Annotated in this window: 20 protein-coding genes; 10 read left to right on the top strand and 10 right to left on the bottom strand. The window is 56.5% G+C overall.

The genetic code is table 11. From position 1 onward, the window contains the following. Positions 1–134 precede the first annotated feature (134 nt). From ACOCD2_RS03535 to ACOCD2_RS03520, 4 genes are read right to left on the bottom strand one after another with little or no spacing between them, the layout of a single operon-like run. Positions 135–863 carry a DUF3108 domain-containing protein gene (locus ACOCD2_RS03535; protein WP_293652358.1) on the bottom strand — a complete coding sequence of 243 codons (729 nt, stop codon included), beginning with the start codon at positions 861–863 and terminating at the stop codon, positions 135–137. Beyond that, positions 850–1581, bottom strand: coding sequence for a potassium channel family protein (locus ACOCD2_RS03530; RefSeq protein WP_293644893.1), 732 nt, complete (start codon positions 1579–1581; stop codon positions 850–852). The genes ACOCD2_RS03535 and ACOCD2_RS03530 overlap by 14 nt, the downstream gene beginning before the upstream one ends. 60 nt (positions 1582–1641) lie before the next feature. Beyond that, a complete protein-coding gene (locus ACOCD2_RS03525; RefSeq protein WP_293644891.1) occupies positions 1642–3240 on the bottom strand; it encodes a potassium channel protein in 1599 nt (532 codons plus the stop codon). Continuing rightward, positions 3237–3602 carry a hypothetical protein gene (locus ACOCD2_RS03520; RefSeq protein ID WP_293644889.1) on the bottom strand — a complete coding sequence of 122 codons (366 nt, stop codon included), beginning with the start codon at positions 3600–3602 and terminating at the stop codon, positions 3237–3239. The genes ACOCD2_RS03525 and ACOCD2_RS03520 overlap by 4 nt, the downstream gene beginning before the upstream one ends. Before the next feature lie 57 nt (positions 3603–3659). On the opposite strand from ACOCD2_RS03520, the gene ACOCD2_RS03515 reads away from it, so the two are divergent. From ACOCD2_RS03515 to ACOCD2_RS03505, 3 genes are read left to right on the top strand one after another with little or no spacing between them, the layout of a single operon-like run. Then, positions 3660–4292, top strand: coding sequence for an ankyrin repeat domain-containing protein (locus ACOCD2_RS03515; protein ID WP_293644887.1), 633 nt, complete (start codon positions 3660–3662; stop codon positions 4290–4292). A gap of 13 nt (positions 4293–4305) precedes the next feature. Continuing rightward, on the top strand, positions 4306–4590 hold the full coding sequence (locus ACOCD2_RS03510) for a hypothetical protein (RefSeq protein ID WP_293644885.1): 285 nt from the start codon (positions 4306–4308) through the stop codon (positions 4588–4590). An 18-nt stretch (positions 4591–4608) separates the two neighbouring features. Further along, a complete protein-coding gene (locus ACOCD2_RS03505) occupies positions 4609–6303 on the top strand; it encodes a Na/Pi cotransporter family protein (protein WP_293644883.1) in 1695 nt (564 codons plus the stop codon). Positions 6304–6407: 104 nt separating this feature from the next. Here the strand turns inward: ACOCD2_RS03505 and sbcB are convergent, their stop codons facing one another. From sbcB to rpsP, 5 genes are all read right to left on the bottom strand, one after another. Next, entirely contained in the window at positions 6408–7841 is a 1434-nt protein-coding gene (sbcB, locus tag ACOCD2_RS03500) for an exodeoxyribonuclease I (RefSeq protein WP_293644881.1), read from the bottom strand. Positions 7842–7923: 82 nt separating this feature from the next. Then, complete coding sequence (gene rplS, locus ACOCD2_RS03495; RefSeq protein ID WP_293644879.1) at positions 7924–8271, bottom strand: 50S ribosomal protein L19; 348 nt, start codon at positions 8269–8271, stop codon at positions 7924–7926. Positions 8272–8346: 75 nt separating this feature from the next. Then, positions 8347–9096, bottom strand: a complete 750-nt coding sequence (gene trmD, locus ACOCD2_RS03490) for a tRNA (guanosine(37)-N1)-methyltransferase TrmD (protein WP_293644877.1) — start codon at positions 9094–9096, stop codon at positions 8347–8349. Next, positions 9096–9635: a ribosome maturation factor RimM gene (rimM, locus tag ACOCD2_RS03485; protein ID WP_293644875.1), complete on the bottom strand. Its 540-nt coding sequence runs from the start codon at positions 9633–9635 to the stop codon at positions 9096–9098. Before rimM ends, trmD begins: the two co-directional genes overlap by 1 nt. Before the next feature lie 27 nt (positions 9636–9662). After that, on the bottom strand, positions 9663–9926 hold the full coding sequence (gene rpsP / locus ACOCD2_RS03480) for a 30S ribosomal protein S16 (protein ID WP_293644873.1): 264 nt from the start codon (positions 9924–9926) through the stop codon (positions 9663–9665). A 205-nt stretch (positions 9927–10131) separates the two neighbouring features. On the opposite strand from rpsP, the gene ACOCD2_RS03475 reads away from it, so the two are divergent. Genes ACOCD2_RS03475 through ACOCD2_RS03445 form a run of 7 tightly spaced genes read left to right on the top strand, consistent with a single transcriptional unit; the run spans position 10132 to position 15873 of the window. After that, positions 10132–10575 (top strand): YHS domain-containing (seleno)protein, encoded by a 444-nt coding sequence (locus ACOCD2_RS03475; protein ID WP_293644871.1) that lies wholly within the window; start codon positions 10132–10134, stop codon positions 10573–10575. Positions 10576–10589: 14 nt separating this feature from the next. Beyond that, positions 10590–11090: a hypothetical protein gene (locus ACOCD2_RS03470; protein ID WP_293644869.1), complete on the top strand. Its 501-nt coding sequence runs from the start codon at positions 10590–10592 to the stop codon at positions 11088–11090. Between the two features lie 3 nt (positions 11091–11093). Next, positions 11094–12512, top strand: a complete 1419-nt coding sequence (locus ACOCD2_RS03465) for a pyridoxal phosphate-dependent decarboxylase family protein (protein ID WP_293644867.1) — start codon at positions 11094–11096, stop codon at positions 12510–12512. After that, on the top strand, positions 12493–12984 hold the full coding sequence (locus tag ACOCD2_RS03460) for a cysteine dioxygenase (protein WP_293644865.1): 492 nt from the start codon (positions 12493–12495) through the stop codon (positions 12982–12984). The genes ACOCD2_RS03465 and ACOCD2_RS03460 overlap by 20 nt, the downstream gene beginning before the upstream one ends. A 2-nt stretch (positions 12985–12986) precedes the next feature. Beyond that, positions 12987–13793, top strand: a complete 807-nt coding sequence (locus ACOCD2_RS03455; RefSeq protein ID WP_293644863.1) for a hypothetical protein — start codon at positions 12987–12989, stop codon at positions 13791–13793. Then, positions 13790–14698, top strand: a complete 909-nt coding sequence (locus ACOCD2_RS03450; protein ID WP_293644861.1) for a cyanophycin synthetase — start codon at positions 13790–13792, stop codon at positions 14696–14698. The genes ACOCD2_RS03455 and ACOCD2_RS03450 overlap by 4 nt, the downstream gene beginning before the upstream one ends. Further along, positions 14698–15873, top strand: a complete 1176-nt coding sequence (locus ACOCD2_RS03445; RefSeq protein ID WP_293644859.1) for a hypothetical protein — start codon at positions 14698–14700, stop codon at positions 15871–15873. Before ACOCD2_RS03450 ends, ACOCD2_RS03445 begins: the two co-directional genes overlap by 1 nt. Here the strand turns inward: ACOCD2_RS03445 and ACOCD2_RS03440 are convergent. Beyond that, on the bottom strand, positions 15833–16486 hold a 654-nt coding region (locus ACOCD2_RS03440; RefSeq protein ID WP_293652356.1), incomplete at its 5' end, for a hypothetical protein. The genes ACOCD2_RS03445 and ACOCD2_RS03440 overlap by 41 nt on opposite strands.

Below are 16486 nucleotides of genomic sequence, written 5' to 3'. Positions count from 1 at the left end.
CGAGGAATTCACCCAGGAAAAGGAAGCTGTCGAAGTTCCGGATATCAGCAATCTGTCACTGGACCGTTGAAAGCCTGACAAGGAAGCGCCCCAGGGGATGGCGGTTTTCGAAAAGCAGCGGTGTGCGCTGTGCATCATCGGCCAGCCAGACATACAACGGACGGTGCGCCGGCCCCGGCTCCCCCTTCCACCGCATCAAAACGCAGTTTCCAGGCCTTGCGCCTGCTCCCGTCCATCATCTCGATGCTGTGTTGTTTCTGCACTTTGACGGTATAGTGATAGAGGTGCTTGCCGTCGGTCACGGGAAACCGGTACACCCTGCCCGTTTCCATTGACAGAGTCCGCACCACCTGCAGCATGGAAAGCCAGTCCTGGAGTCCTTTCCGGAAACCATGCCGTGAGTATTTGTGAAACTCAAAGCGCTCACCGGGCTCCAGCCAGTTTTGCAACGATACCGGAAACAGCCGTTGCCCCACACTCTTGCCCTTGTGACGGAACCGCAGCAACTGGTGCTGCTCCACATCCACCCAGCTGATCTCATGCTTGATCCGGGAGGTCTTCTCATACTTCTCCACCGCCAGCATGTGCTTTCTCCCGGGTGCATACAGGCTGCGATAGCGCACCCGGAACGGGAAGTGCTCTTCCACAAAGTCATAGGGTTTGGAGGTGACATGCATGGTGGTCTGCAAAACCTTTTCCCCGGAAGGCAAAGCCTTGTACTCGCTGTCCAACTGAACGGCAGCGATGGGCAGATGCTTCCCTGCGCTGAACGGTCCTTTGTAGCTGGCCTCGTAGTGCAGCGATTCGGCACGCGCCAGGGACAGCACCCACAATACACGCATGGCCGCCTCAGGAATGCGCATCGCCAGGGAAATTCTCCTCGGTCTCGATATCATGCTGAAATTGTGCAAAAGCATCTTCCGGTCCGATCACTACCAGGACATCACCTCCGTCCAGTTTGTGCCGTTTGGGATCCGTGGCGAAAATCAGATTATCTCCGTATTCACGGTCGACCACACCCAGCACAATCAGATTGTAACGATCACTCAGCGACAGTTCATCCAGATACTTGCCATGCAGAAAACTCTTCTCGGTCACATGGATTTCAGCAATATCCAGATCCACCCGGCCAAACACAGTGCAACCCAGGGTTTCCGCGATCAGCAAACGGTGCATATGCTCGTAGATCTTGTAGCCACTGATGCGGTAGGGGTCGATCACCTTGGTCGCACCGGCGGCATACAGACGCACGATTGTATCCCGTACACCGCTGATGGAAACAATGGGAAGGTTTGGAGCGATGGCACGGGCGGAGATCAGCAGGAAAACATTGCTCGCGTCATCATCGAGCAGCGCAAACAGGATGTCCGCACCATCGCCGATACCCACGCGCCTGAGCGCGTCATCGTCCTGCAGATTGATCTGCTCGACGTTGAACCCCCGGGTTCTGGCCTTTTCGACATCGGTCTTGAGATCGTCGACCATCTTGACGGATTCCCCGCGCTCCATGAGCTGACGGGCCACTTCCATACCGACGGGGCAACTTCCCACCACCACCACTTTTTTTAGTGTACTACGCATGTCGACACATCCTTCCGGATTGAAACCACATTCTGTACCAGACAGCCATCATCACATAGCTCATTTCGAATAAGTTGCTGATTTCAGTTTCTGGCGGATATGCAACACACTGTATTTATGCCCGAATACCAGCAGCATATCATCACCCAACAACACGAAATCCGCTCCGGGATTGAACTGGAACCGCAATGATTTCAGATCAAAATGACTGCGCACATGGTCACTGCTCCGGTTTGGCGAAGTAATGACGCCGAACAGAATGAGCCGCATGTCTTCCAGGGGAAGCTCTCCGATGGTTTTCCCGTCCATCCAAGAATCACAGGGGACTTTTATGGATTCCAGTGTTATATCGTTCTCTCCCATGACAATATCGTGTATGGCCTCGAAGGCAACCGGCTGACCTACATATTCTCCGGCGATGAGACCCACGATCTTGAACGGCTCCAGGGCATGGTTGGCTCCCGCAAGCATCAGCTTGTTCAGGGTCTGGTGATGATTCGCCCGTGAAATGATCTCGATATTGCTGTCCAGCTGGCGGGCCGACAGTGTGACAAAAACGTTGATCACATCATCGCCGGTCAGACAAAGCACCTTTCCTGCCTGCCGGCCGACACCAAGCGTCCGCAGCAGTCCAATACGCTCGGCCTTCCCCTGCACCACAAGATAACCCTGCCGCCGGGCAAGCTGCACGGCTTCTTCATCCCGTTCGATGATCACAAAAGGCAGCTTGTCTCTGGCAAGATACTCGGCCACGACCTGCCCGATCCTGCCGAACCCGCAAATAACCGTGTAACCGCGCTCCTTTTCCAGCAGCATGGCCACTCGCCGGTCCCGCACCTCACCCATCTTTTCCTGAAATGCGGAAACGATGATGGAGGTAAAAAACGAGATCACCCCCAATCCACTCACGATCAGCACCATGGTGACCATGCGACCCTCCACGGTGTGGGGTGTGATGTCGCCGTAACCCACGGTGGAAATGGTCACCAGCGCCCAGTAGATACTTTCGAAAAAACCTTCTACATGTCCACCGGCCTGAGGAGATTCAAACAGGTAGATCGCAGAGGACGCCACCAGCAGCACGAACATGAGGAACCCGAACAGGGTGACCAGTTCGACGCGTTTCTCCTGCAGTATCGATCCGAACTGCTGCATGCTCTGCGCATAGCGGAAGACCTTGAACAGCCGAAAAAGCAGAAACAGGCGCAGGATACGCAACGCACGATAACTCGGGAGGATGGCAAGCAGGTCGATAATGGCCATGGGTGAACTGATATAGCGCCACTTGCTGCGGAATACCGACCGAAATGCCTTGGACAGACGAAACGGCTCATTGATCAGTTCACTTTTTTCGTATTCTTCCAGCACGACCTTGTGAACATCGTCATACACCCACAACCGCCCCAGGTATTCCAGAATAAAAAAAACCAGAACTGCATTCTCGAACCAGCCGGCCCAGGCTCCAAGATGGTGCTTGACGCTGAAGAGCAGAACAAAGACACTGCTGATAACCATCAGCATCATGAAGATATCGAAATAGGGGCGAATACTCGAATGGGGATTTTCCAGAAGATCGTATACAGCCCTTTTTTTGCGTTGATAACGCTCGGACTCTTCCAGCTCATAGGCGGTCTGGATCACGTAATCTGTAATACTCATGGCGCTGCAGCCACCTCCAGCCGCTCGGTTTCCGCCAATTGAACCTGACGGCCATCCACCGTAACAAAACGGCGCTCCTGCAATTCACCCCGATACACTTTGTAGTTGCTGACTCTGCCAGAACCGCTGTCGATCACCTGTACTTGCATGATTTGGTGGCTATCCCGCCAATTGAGGTAGATAATCACAGCCGTGCCTGCCAGCATCAGAACGATAACTGCTATCGCCAGCACCTTTATCCAGGGTCGTCCGGTCTTCTTTACCGGCAGGGGAGCCGGCCTTCTCGCCGGGCGATCCCGAAATCGGACCATGGCAAAAACCACTGCAATCACGGCCAGCGTAAAAAGTATTTTTGTCAGCATGTACCAACCGGAAATTCCTTTGCTATCATGGACTCAAAGTAACACCATTCAACACATATGAAAACTATCCCTCTGCTGATTCTTGTGCTGTTCCTCCTTGCGGGCTGCAGTGGGCCGGAAAAACCCACAGTCACGCTCTATCTCGCCATGCAGCGGGGTGATATCGAACAGATCGAACGCCACATCGCCTGGGGTTCGGACATGAACCGGCTGAACCGGGACGGCTTTGCTCCCCTGCACGTGGCCGTGCGCAATGGCCGGCTCGCCATCACCCGTCTGCTGATCAAACATGGCGTCGACATCGACCGCAAGGATGTCCGGGGTCACACCGCCATCTACCATGCCATCTTTACCGCCAACCCGCGCATTGCCGACCTGCTGCTCAAGGCAGGCGCCACCCTGGAGGCCACACCCATGCTGCTCGAACTGGCACAGCAGGGAATCAGCGAACGTGAGGCGGTTCGCTATCTGGTCGATCACGGTGCCAATCTCGAGGCCCGGGACGACAGGGGCGATACAGCGCTGCTGATCGCCATCCGCCAGGGCAACCACAAGCTGGCAAAACACCTGGTCAACTTCGGTGCCGATGTCACCGTAACCGATGCCAGCGGGCAATCTGCACTGCAGATTGCAAAATCCCTGAATTTGAGCGATATTGCGCTGCTTCTGAAGCGCAACGGCGCCACCTGAGGAGAAACGACCCATGGCAAGCACACCCGACGAAATCAGCATCAGTTACAAAGAAGGCGACCTAGAACTGGTCAAGGAACTGGACAAGCAAATCCTCACCAAAGGCGCCTGGACCACCATCATTTTCCGCTACCAGGACTGGAACAACGCCAAGCAGGAATACGGCCCGGAGAAGTACACCATTCGCCGCTACCAGAAGCGCAACGGCGAGTACATGGCAAAATCCAAGTTCAACATATCCAGCAAGGATCAGGCACGCAAGATCATCGAAGCACTCAAACACTGGACCGATGACTGACCGGCCTCCTATCCGCTCATGAACACGCAGGAACTGGAATACAGCGCCATCATCATGGGGCTGTTGGGTGGTCTTGCCATTTTCCTGTATGGCATGGAACTACTTACCAATGCCCTGAAGGCAAGCACCGGCAGCCGCCTCAAGACCCTGCTGGCGCGCATGACCACCAACCGTTTCAAGGGTGTAGTCGCCGGCGCCCTGGTTACGGCTATCATCCAGTCCTCTTCGGTCACCACGGTACTCGTCGTGGGCTTTGTCTCTGCCGGTCTGATGCACCTGAGCCAGACCATTCCCATCATCATGGGCGCCAGTATCGGCACCACCATCACCGCCCAGATCATCGCCTTCAAGATCACGCATTTTGCCCTGCTGTTCATCGCACTGGGCTTTGCCATGCAGTTCCTGAGCAGGAACGAAGTGCTGCAGCGCACCGGCACCATGGTCTTCGGATTCGGCATGATTTTCTTCGGCATGAGCCTCATGGGTGACGCCACCTCTCCGCTGCGGGATTACCCGCCATTCATCCAGTTCCTGCAGGAAATGAAGCACCCGCTGTATGGCATCCTGGCCAGTGCAGCCTTCACTGCGGTGGTGCAGAGTTCATCCGCCACCACCGGCGTGATCATCGTCCTCGCCACCCAGGGCCTGATCACACTCGACCAGGGCATAGCGCTGGTCTTCGGCACCAATATCGGCACCTGCGTTACCGCCCTGCTGGCGGCCATCGGAAAATCAAGGGAAGCCCTGCGCGCTGCCATGGTGCATATCACCTTCAATACCCTGGGAGTTTTCGTCTGGTTCTGGTTCATACCCGAATTTGCGGCACTGATCCGCAGTATCTCGCCACAGCATACAGATCTGGAAGGCATAAAACGCCTGGCGGCAGAAACTCCCCGGCAGATTGCCAACGCCCATACCCTGTTCAACGTGGGCAACACCCTGCTGTTCATCGGTTTCACGCCCTGGTTTGCAAAAATGGTGACCTGGATGGTGCCAGTGACCGAGGAGGAAAAAGCAGGCAAGGTGGTGCCCAAATACCTGGATGAAACCCTGCTGGACACGCCTGCACTCGCCCTCGACCGTGTACGCATGGAACTGGGGCGCATGGCCGAACGGGTACTGCCCATGTTGCGCAAGGGCGTGAAGCTGGCCATGGACGGCACATCGGAAGAACTGTCAGAGCTGAACCGCATGGACAGTGAAATCGGCATGCTGCACGGTCCCATCCTGGACTACCTGCAGCAGTTGTCCAAAGGCGATCTCAGCACCCGTGAAGTCGAACTGGCCCATCATTACCTGGCCATCGCTTCCTATTACGAGAACATCGGCGACAGTCTGAAACTGCATCTCATTCACCTGGGGCGCAAACGCGTCAGAGAAGGCTTGGTAGTGGGGGAAAAGACCCGCGAACTCATCGACAACCTGGTGGACGAACTGATCCGGCTGCTGGAAAAAGCCACCCAGGCGGTGACCCGCATGGACCGGAAACCTGCCAGGAAAGTCGTCAAGGCCAAGAACAGGATCAACCAGCTCGTCAGCGAGATAGAGCGTCACATCGTGCGCCGCATCACCGCGGATGCACCCTCCCGTCGCCTTACCTACCAGACCGAGACCGAGCTGCTCGAATCTCTGAAACGCGTCTACTATTTTACCAAGCGCATCAGCAAGGAAGTGCTGATGTCAGAGCAGGCCACACAGAAAGAGGCTGCCTAGCGGTACATGCTTCACCGCTGGACCGGCGGGCCGGCAGTCTGCCACTTCCACTTTCGAGGAAAACACCACGGCAGGGGCAGAACCTTCAGCAGACTGCGACCGGTTCAGAACCCGATTTCCTGCGGCCAGTCCAGCAAGGCGTCCACCAGCTGACGCTGTTCTTCCGTGAGCTCAGGATCAATCACCATGCGGGACAATTGGCGGCGGTATTCCGCAAGGGTGATGCTGCCTCCCCCTGCCGGATCGGTAAGACGGATCCTGCGGTATTCCTCCCAACGCTGCCGTTCATCCGTACTCAGGGTCTGCGGCCAGTTCCTTGCACGATAGCGGAACAGCAGCTCGGGCAGACGAACATCCTCGAATGCCGGATGCAGCCTGGACAGTTCTTCCGGACTGCTGCGCAACACCTGCTCGCACAGGCGCCGGTCGTTGTTTGAAAGGAAGCCGCCGTACAGATTCTGATCCGGGTCTGTCGTCTCCTCGAAATGGCGCTCGCCAAACACCTGCTGAATCTTTTTCTGTAACTCCGGGGCATTGCGTATGGCCTGCAGGTGTCGCTGCTCTGATACAGAATCAAGCGCCCATTCCTCACGCGCGGCATCTGTCAGGGTATTCAGCGGCACCACCACCGGCGCATGGTTGATGCTGATCATTTTCAGTGGAATGCGCAGTTCCCCCTCCGGCAGCTCGCTGCTGGGCGTATAGAGTTTCTCCCTGATCTGCTCCACGCTGAGATCGAACAGGGGCTGGGGATCGGTGCGCAGATCATAAACGATGATGCCATTGCGATTGGTGGGATGCTGCGCCACTGGCACTACAACAGCAATACAGCCCAGGCGGGCCGGGTATTTTGCAGACACATGCACGACGGGATGCTGGTCTCGCACGCTGAGCTGCTGTGCAAGCTTATGTTTGTCACGATTGTTGAATACATAGTCGAACAGGCGGGGCTGCTTTTCCTTTACCAGCTTCGCCAGTGCAATGGTGGCGCGGACATCCACCAGGGCATCATGCGCCCCTTCGTGCTCGATACCATTGGCCGCGGTCAGCAGTTCCAGCCTGAAGCTGGTCACCCCGTCTTCATTCACCACGGGCCAGTTGATCCCTTCCGGCCGCAGGGCGCGCATGAGGCGCACCGTATCGATAATATCCCAGCGCGAATTACCGTTCTGCCATTCCCGCGCGTAAGGGTCGTAGAAGTTGCGGTACAGCCCGTAGCGGGTAAACTCGTCATCGAAGCGGATGCTGTTGTAGCCGAGGGCACAGGTGCCCGGCCGTGACAGCTCGTCGTGGACAGCACGAAAGAAATCCGCCTCGCAAACACCTTCCTTGCGTGCATGCTGTGGCGTGATACCCGTGACCAGACAGGCTCCCGGCTGGGGCAGCATGTCATCGGCGGGTTTTGCATAGACCATCAGGGGCCGGCCAATGGGATTGAAGTCCAGATCCGTGCGCAGGCCGGCAAACTGCACCGCCCGGTCCCGGCGCGGGTCCGTACCCCAGGTTTCGTAATCGTGCCAGTAGAAGCTGGTGGTCATAGGATTTTCAGCCTGTCAGACGCATGAAAGCCGCCATGCCGGAAAAGGCATGGCGGCTTCGTTAAACACTGCTTCAGTCCGCTTACTTGAGCTTTTCGCGGATACGTGCGGCCTTGCCGGTGCGGCCACGCAGGTAATACAGCTTGGCGCGGCGCACGTCGCCACGTCGCTTGACCTCGATGCTGTCGATCATGGTGCTGTAGGTCTGGAACACGCGCTCCACACCTTCGCCATGAGACATCTTGCGTACGGTGAACGCGGAATTCAGTCCTCGGTTGCGTTTGGCGATAACCACGCCTTCAAAGGCCTGCAAACGCTCACGGTTGCCTTCCTTTACCTTGACCTTAACAACAACGGTATCACCGGGACCAAAATCCGGGATGTCCTTGTTCATCTGTTCAGCTTCGAGTTCCTGGATGATATTGCTCATCGTTGTTGCTCCTCTACCAGTGTTGGCGCCTCACGGCGCGAATAGTTAATCAAAATACCCTGTCTTCAACTTGACCTATGAAGACGCCGACGCTCCCTGATGGGTGCGTATGAATTCTTCCAGCAGACGCTCCTCCTCATCGGAGAGTTCCCGCTGCTCCAGCAGATCAGGCCGGCGCAACCAGGTGCGTCCCAGAGCCTGCTGCAGCCGCCAGCGTCCGATGGCGGCATGATCGCCGGACAGCAGCACCGCCGGAACATCGCGGCCATTCAGTTCATCCGGCCGGGTGTACTGGGGAAAATCCAGCAGTCCGTTCATGTAGGAATCCTGCTCGGCGGATTCCGCGTGGCCCAATACACCGGGCAGCAATCGGGTAATCGCATCCATGATCACCATGGCGGCCAGTTCACCGCCGGACAATACATAGTCTCCAATGGACCATTCCTCGTCCACACAGCAATCCACCAGCCGTTCATCGATTCCTTCGTAGCGGCCCGCCAGCATGATTATGCCGCTGCGCTGCGCCATTTCCCGGGCAGCTTTCTGATCAAAACGCTGCCCCTGGGGGGTGAGATAAATCACCCGGCTGTCGGGCGCGGCATCCTTTGCCTGCTGCAGCGCCGCCTTGAGCGGAACCACCTTCATCACCATGCCCGGACCACCACCGTATGGCCGGTCATCCACGGTACGGTGGTTGTCTTCCGTGTAATCCCGGGGATTCCACAACTGCAGGCTGGCCTGCTCACCTTCCAGCGCCTTGCCGGTCACGCCCAGCCTCGCAGCCTGAAACATTTCCGGAAACAGGGTGATCACATCAAAGCGCATCAGAATTCCGGATCCCAGTCCACGACAATACGTCCCTGCGCCAGATCCACATCCTGGATCACCTGCTTCCATATCCAGGGCAGCAGGCGTTCCCGCTCTCCCTGCACCACCAGCACATCATTGGCGCCGGTTTCAAACAAATGGCTCACCCTGCCCAGTTCAACACCCTGGGTAGTGACGACCCGCAGTCCTTCCAGATCGGTCCAGTAATACTCACCGTTCTCTTCGGGCAACTGGCTGCGGCGCACGGCAACAGCCGAATCCATCAGTTCCCGGGCACTTTCCCTTTCATTGCAGCCCTGCAGCTTCACCAGGACCAGCTTTCCCTGCCTGCGGCCCTTTTCCGGTATCCACTTCTCCCAGCCCTGACCGCGCTGCAGGTACCAAGGCGAATAGTTCAGGATGTTCTCTCTGGGCCGGGTATCGGAAAATACCTTCAGCCAACCCTGGACACCGTGCAGACCGGATATACGACCGAGGGTGACCAGCCGGTCCGGCCCGTCACCCTCGATGCTCTGTTCTTCAACCTGGCTATCCATCATAGCTCAGGCGGCGCGCAACAACCCTCAGGCTGCCTCGCTCTGACCCTGCTTGCGGTACTGGCTGACCAGCTGGGCCACGCGATCGCTCATCTGGGCGCCTTTGGCAACCCAGCTGTCAACATGTTCCAGATCAATGCGCAGAGCTTCTTCATTTTCCTTGGCTACAGGATTGAAAAATCCCAGGCGCTCGATGTAGCGGCCATCACGGGGATTCCGGGAATCCGTAGCAACGATGTGGTAGAAAGGGCGCTTTTTCGCACCGGTTCTGGCAAGACGAATGGTAACCATATTGATTAAAAGCCTTAAAATTCAATGTAATCCAACGATCCAGCATCAAACTGAATCAAGGTAAACGTGGCATTTTACTAGATTTTGAGGGAAAGTGAAGCATTAGAAGCATTTTTTTTGCTTGAGGAGATGAAAGAAAGAACTTGGCCGGCAGACGGGTCTTTTCTGGGGAATCCACAAGATTTCGCAAAACAGGGTAGCACAAATGAATGTAGCGAAGATTGCCATGTTTGCCGGGACACTGCTTCTGTTTACAGCTGCCGCCGCCCAGGATTTGATATACACCTCCTTTTTCAGCAGCAGCGCAGTAGGCGGCTATGACCCGGTGGCCTATTTTACCGACGGCAAACCGGTCAAAGGCGACAGCAGATTCAAACTCAGATACAAGGGGGCGAACTGGTATTTCGCCAGTGCCGGACACCGCAGGATGTTTCAGATGAATCCGGGAAAATACATACCCCAGTACGGTGGCTATTGCGCCTGGGCGGTTGCCCACAATGACACGGCGAAAGGAGACCCTCTGCAATGGACCATCCACGATGGCAAGCTGTACCTGAACTACGACCAACAGACCCAGGCGGACTGGAGCGCCGACAGGGATCACTGGATCGAGGCCGCTGACAGATACTGGCCCCAGGTCATTCAATAGGAGTTTGTAAAAACATGAAAAACCGAATCATCCCTCTGTTGAGCTGGATACTGGTCGCCTGGATCTGCAAGGTATTCCTGACTTCCCTGTACTACAAATTCACGGGGCACCCGGACACCGTGTATATCTTCACTACCATTGGCAACTGGTTGCAAACCTACCTTGGTGAAAGCCTGGGCAGCCTGTTCTCCCGATATGGCGCCTACCTGATCGGCAGCTTTGAACTGCTGACATCCCTCATCCTGTTGTCGCCCCTTGTTTTCTGGTTGCTGGAGAAGCTTTCACCCGGCGCAAACCTGCCCCGGCGCGCCACCCTGCAATGTATAGGGGGGCTGATGGCTACTGTTGTAATGTCGGGCGCCGTCTTCTTTCATCTGTTCTCACCACTGGGCGTGGAAGTGCTCCATGAGGGCAAGGGCGATGGGGGTTCGCTTTTCTATGCTGCCGTTTCCATCCTGGTGTCTGGTATCATTCTGTTCATTCTCAATCGCCAATACCGCACCAATCCAGAATAGTTCATGAATGAAGAAGCAATATTCCAACGCTTGCTGGCGCTGGCGGAGCAGTACCATGCCGGGCGCAAACAGGGAAAGTTTCTGGACTACCTGGACCCTGAAACACTGGCGGAAGAACTGGATCTGAAGAAAGACGCGGATGGCGACTGGCAGCAGCTGTTTCAGTGGATCGGGAAGTATCTCCAGCACTCGGTAAAGACGGGGCATCCCGGTTTCCTCAACCGCATGTGGTCCGGCGCCAACCTGCCATCCATCGTCGGAGAGATCATCACCGCGGTTACCAACACCTCGGCCTGCACCTATGAAGGCGCGCCGGTTTCCACGCTGATGGAGCATTACATGCTCGATACCATGCTGGATCTGGCCGGATTCGCAGAAGGTGAAGGCCAGATGACCACGGGCTCCAGCAACGGGAACATGATTGCCATGCTCGCCGCACGCAACCAGGCGATCGAAACCGGCAAGGAACATGGCCTGTTCGGCCACAGCCCCCTGCTTGCCTTCGTATCCGCCGATGCCCACTACTCCCTGGACAAGGCGGCCAATATTCTGGGGCTGGGCACTCACAACCTCATCAAGGTGCCCGTTGACGAACACGGACGCATGCAGCTACAGGCACTGGAACGTCTTCTGCAACAGCACCGTCAAAATGGAAAAATTCCTTTCTTTGTCTGCGCCACCCTCGGAACCACCGTCAGGGGCGCTTATGATTCGCTTCCCCCACTCGTGGAACTGCGGGAAAAATACGGCTTCTGGCTGCACGGCGATGGTGCCTGGGGCGGCGCTGCCCTCCTCGACGACGAACTGAGAAAGCATTTCCTTCCCGGCATCGAACAGCTGGATTCCTTCACCTGGGACTTCCACAAGATGGCCGGCACCAATCTGATGTGCAATGTGCTGCTGTTCAATCATCACCGGGGTACTCTGCGCTGTGTCTGCAGCGCGGGAGAGCACAGCTACCTGTTCCGCGAAGAAGACAAGAATGCGGAACTGGACATGGGCACCGCCTCCCTGCAGTGCGGTCGCCGAGTGGACAGCCTGAAATGGTTTCTCGACTGGAAGTTTTTCGGCAAGACAGGCCTGGCTGAGCGCATACGCCATTATCTCGCCCTGAGCGAATACGCGGAGCAGGTGGTTCATGGCATCCCGGAACTGGAGATGACCGTGCCCCGTGAATCCTTCAATGTCTGCTTCCACTTCAGGACACCGGAAAACCTACCCGCCAATGAATTCAACCTGGAACTGCGCAACCGGCTGTTCAAGCAGGGTATCAGCCTGGTAGGCATCGCCTATATCGAGGAAAAACTGACCCTGAGGCTGCTGATTACCCATCCCGACTATTCCCGTGCTGATGTGGACAGCTTTTTCAGTACCCTGGTAGCCGCCGGCAAGGAGCTGATGCATGAACACCTGCAAGGCTGAAACACATACCCTGGCCAACCTGCCGGACGACACCCGGGTCCTTTTGCGTGATCTCATTGCAGGGCTGGATGACGAAGCACGCCTGCTGACGCTCAGTGCCCGCTTCCGGCTACAGGGGGATTTCCCCCATGCGCCACACTGCTATTCCCGCAGCATTCTGCTCCGCGAAGACAATGGGGCAGAAGTCATGGTCGCCCGATGGGATCAGGGTGCCGTGACGCCTATCCACGGACATCCCCAGTTTGCATTCGTCTATGTACTGGAAGGACAGCTGCAGATGGAGCACTATCGCGAAACGGACCAGGGTCTGTTGCTGACGGAAACTGTCATCAGGAGCAAGGGGCAGCACATCTACGCCGCCGGCGATGCAAACTGCTACAACAATGCCATTCATCGCGTAACCGCGCTGTCTCCCAGCCTCAGCCTGCACGTCTATTCCGACGACGCCCTGAAAGGGAAAGCCTTCACCTGACAATGCGCATCCGTCTGGTCTTCTGGTACATGTTCTGGTGCCTGCGCATCGGCGCCCGCCCCTGGCGTTATTTCCAGCTGAACGCTCCCTGGTTCAGCAGCAGCAAGCGGCTGTTCTCCAAGCTGGAAATGGACAGCAGCATTCCCGGTAAATGGCGCCTGCACCAGGAAAAACTCACTGCTGACAGCAAGCCGGAAAGCTGGCCGGTGTTTCTCAAACCCGAATGGGGACAGAACGCGAGAGGCATCCTGGTTGCCAACGACCAGGGTTGCTTCGACAAGCTCCGCAATAACATGCTCAACGGTGACATTCCCTACCTGTTTCAGGACGCAGCCCCGGGCAGGCGTGAATTCGAAGTGTTCTATATCCGCCGCAAAGCATCCGGTTCCGAACCGGCAGCGCTTTCCGTGACCGAAACCCTCAACAGCAGCGGACAGGACTGGCCGGTCAATAGCATCCTCAATCCATCGACCCGCCACAGGACGGTCACCGGTCTTACACAGGAAGCGCAGCAGCAGCTGTGGCAATACATGAATGAACTACCCGCCTTCCGCATTGCCCGCGTCGGACTGCGTGCAGACAGTTTTGAAGCCGTGCTGGAAGGGCAGTTCCGGATCATCGAGATCAATCTGTTTGTCCCCATGCCACTGTGCCTGCTGGACACGAACATACCTTCCCAGGTGCACCACAGGTTCATCCGTTCTGCCATGCGCGACCTCGCGCTGCTGACGAAGTCCATTCCTCTGAAACAGCCCCGCAAGAACATCTTCTGGCCCATGCTGTTTCTCAACAGCAGGATGCGCGCATGAAATTGCTGAAGAAGACCCTCTATGCCTGGATCGACCGGCTGTTCCTCCACGGCTGCACCAGCTACAACTCCCTTGACGTGCGCAAGAGTTGTCGCTCCAAGGCGCAGGCCAGGGAGGTGTTCGCGGCAAATGGCATTCCTCACGCCGAAGGGAAAATCTTTTTCAGTCCCTGGCAGGCTCACCGTTTTGCGCAACAGCACGGTTTCCCCCTGGTGATCAAACCCAACGTATCGGGTTTCTCCCGCGGCAGTCATTTCCCCATCCGCAACTACCGCGAGCTGTGGAAAGCAGCACTGATGGTGAAGATCTGGTGGCCCATGTCGATGGTCGAAAAATACCTGCAGGGCAGGAACTACCGGGTACTGGTGGGAAACGGTGAAATCATTTCCGTGATCCGGCGCTACCCGCCATTCGTGATCGGTGACGGTACAGCCAGCATCGGCGAACTCATCGACCGTGAAAACCAGGTGAGAAAGGACATGGGACTGTATCCCGTGATTCATCCCATACCGAAAACCCGCATGATAAGACGCTATCTGAAAAAGCAGGGACTGAGCCTCGCATCCATTCCTGAAGAAAACCGGGAGATCATCCTTTTCAATCGCATCTCCCTCGTGCCCGGCGGCGTGGTGGAAACCCTCCCCGCTGACAGCCTTCCACCTGTCAACCGGGCACTGTTTCTCCGCATACTGAAGCTCTTCAGAGCCAACATCCTCGGCATCGACGTGATCATGGAGGAAGGCATTGAGACTCCCTGGAACGAGCAGAAATGCATCTTCCTGGAAGTGAACTCCCGCCCTTTCACCGCCATGCATGACGTGCCGCGTTATGGAAAGCCAGAGGATCTGAGCGCGCACTTCCAGCGACTGGACGCCCTGGAAATCGATCAGCGGGATATTTTCTGATGGCCTCCAGGCTTCCCACGGCCACACGCCTTTTCTACCGCTTTCTGGGGCTGCATTCCTTTCTTATCGGCCTGTTTCCGTTTTTCATCCCGGTATTCCTGTGGCGGCTCGGATACAGCCTGGCTGATATCAGCGGTTTTATCGCCACTACCGGCGTGGGCTTCGTACTGACCCTGTGGGCATGGGACCGGGTACACAAGACACTGCCGCTGAGCTTCATCATCGCAGCGTCCTTCCTCATCGAAATCACCTTGCTCGCACTGGTCTTCCTGGAAGAGCAGCCTGGCTTTCTGTTCCTGTTCGCCCTGGTGAATGGCGCATACAACTGCTTCTTCTGGATAACCCAGCGCGCCCTGTTCTACGAAACCCTGGACGATACCAACACCGGCAAGCGGTTCGGCAATTTTCAGGTGGTGGTGGTCATCATTATCAAGATGGGCGTGCTGTTTGGCGGGCTGCTGCTGGACAAGGCGGGTTATCTGTCGGTGTTCCTGATTTCGTCACTGATCGGGATACTGGGCCTGACCTCTTTCTTTCTGCTTTCCAGTCCCATGGAACTGCCGGCCAACCTCCGGGACGATCCGCCCCTGGGATTTGGGGAACTGCTGCGGTACCGGGACACGTATGGCTCCCGCCCGGTTTTTTTCCTCGACGGTCCTTTCCTGTTCCTGGAAAGTTATTTCTGGATGATCTCCCTGTTTCTTCTCGCTCACGAAAGTTTCTGGAAACTGGGGGCGCTGGTAATCCTGCTGGGACTGACGTTCAGCGCCCTGTTCTACCTGATCAAGAACCGCATCGACCATATGCCCAGCCAGCGGATCTACATGATTGCCGTTGCCGGCTATTGCCTGTCCTGGCTGATGCGGGCCACGGTGGACAGCCGGCTCAGCCTGGGGTGGCTGTTCACCACGCTGATACTGATCACTTTCTGCACATCCTTCTTCCGCCTGGCATTCAACAAGCGCTTCTTCGACCTGGCGAAACATACCTCGGCACACCGTTACCTGTTCCTGAAAAGCTATTACTCCCAGACAGCCATTGCCCTGGGCTTTGGAGCCGGCGCCACGTTGCTTCACGTGACAGGCAATGCCGGCCCCGGCGCTCTGCAATGGAGCTATATCGCGGCAGCGGTGGTCACTCCCCTGTATGTTCTCTATCGTCAGCCCCGGCAGTAACGTCCTCCGTTTTCCCACCTGCAGCTTTCCCACGCCGCTTTCGCAGGAGTTTTTCCCGGATTTTTTCCTTGATCTTCCTGTCTGCCAGTTGCAGCTTTTCCTTCACACCGAATTGCGCCGCCTGCTTGAGCACCGCAGCACTGGAATGCTCCTTGATCTTGTTGCCCAGAAAGGAAAAAACGGCTTTCGGCAATACGAAGATCACCAGCAGTACCGACAGTACGATGACCAGGGGCAATGCCGCCACGGTGGCCAGCATCTGCTCCACACCACTGAGATCACCCCAGTGATATTTGAGTCGTCTTTTTACCAGATAAGCCCGTACCCGAAGGTAACGCAGTAACCTTTGCACCCGGTAAAAACGCAGGTGGGCGCTGAACAGCAGGAAGCGGCTTGTTACCTTGATCACCAGGCGCTTCATACCCAGCAGCAGCAGAAAAGGCAGTTTCTTGAGCAGAATCAGCAACCCCTTCAGGGTCGCCATCTTTTTCAGCCACAGCAATACCGCCACGATACCCACCAGCATCGCATCCCAGTAATACACACCTGCTGCCGTAGCGACAACGACCGATGCCGACGCAGCCACTATCAGCAACTTCTTCTTTATTCTGGA

The organism is Thiolapillus sp. (assembly GCF_048562965.1).
Taxonomy (GTDB): domain Bacteria; phylum Pseudomonadota; class Gammaproteobacteria; order Chromatiales; family Chromatiaceae; genus Thiolapillus; species Thiolapillus brandeum_A.
The sequence above is the reverse complement of the archived record's forward strand: the minus strand, read 5'-3'. Positions and strand labels throughout refer to the sequence as shown.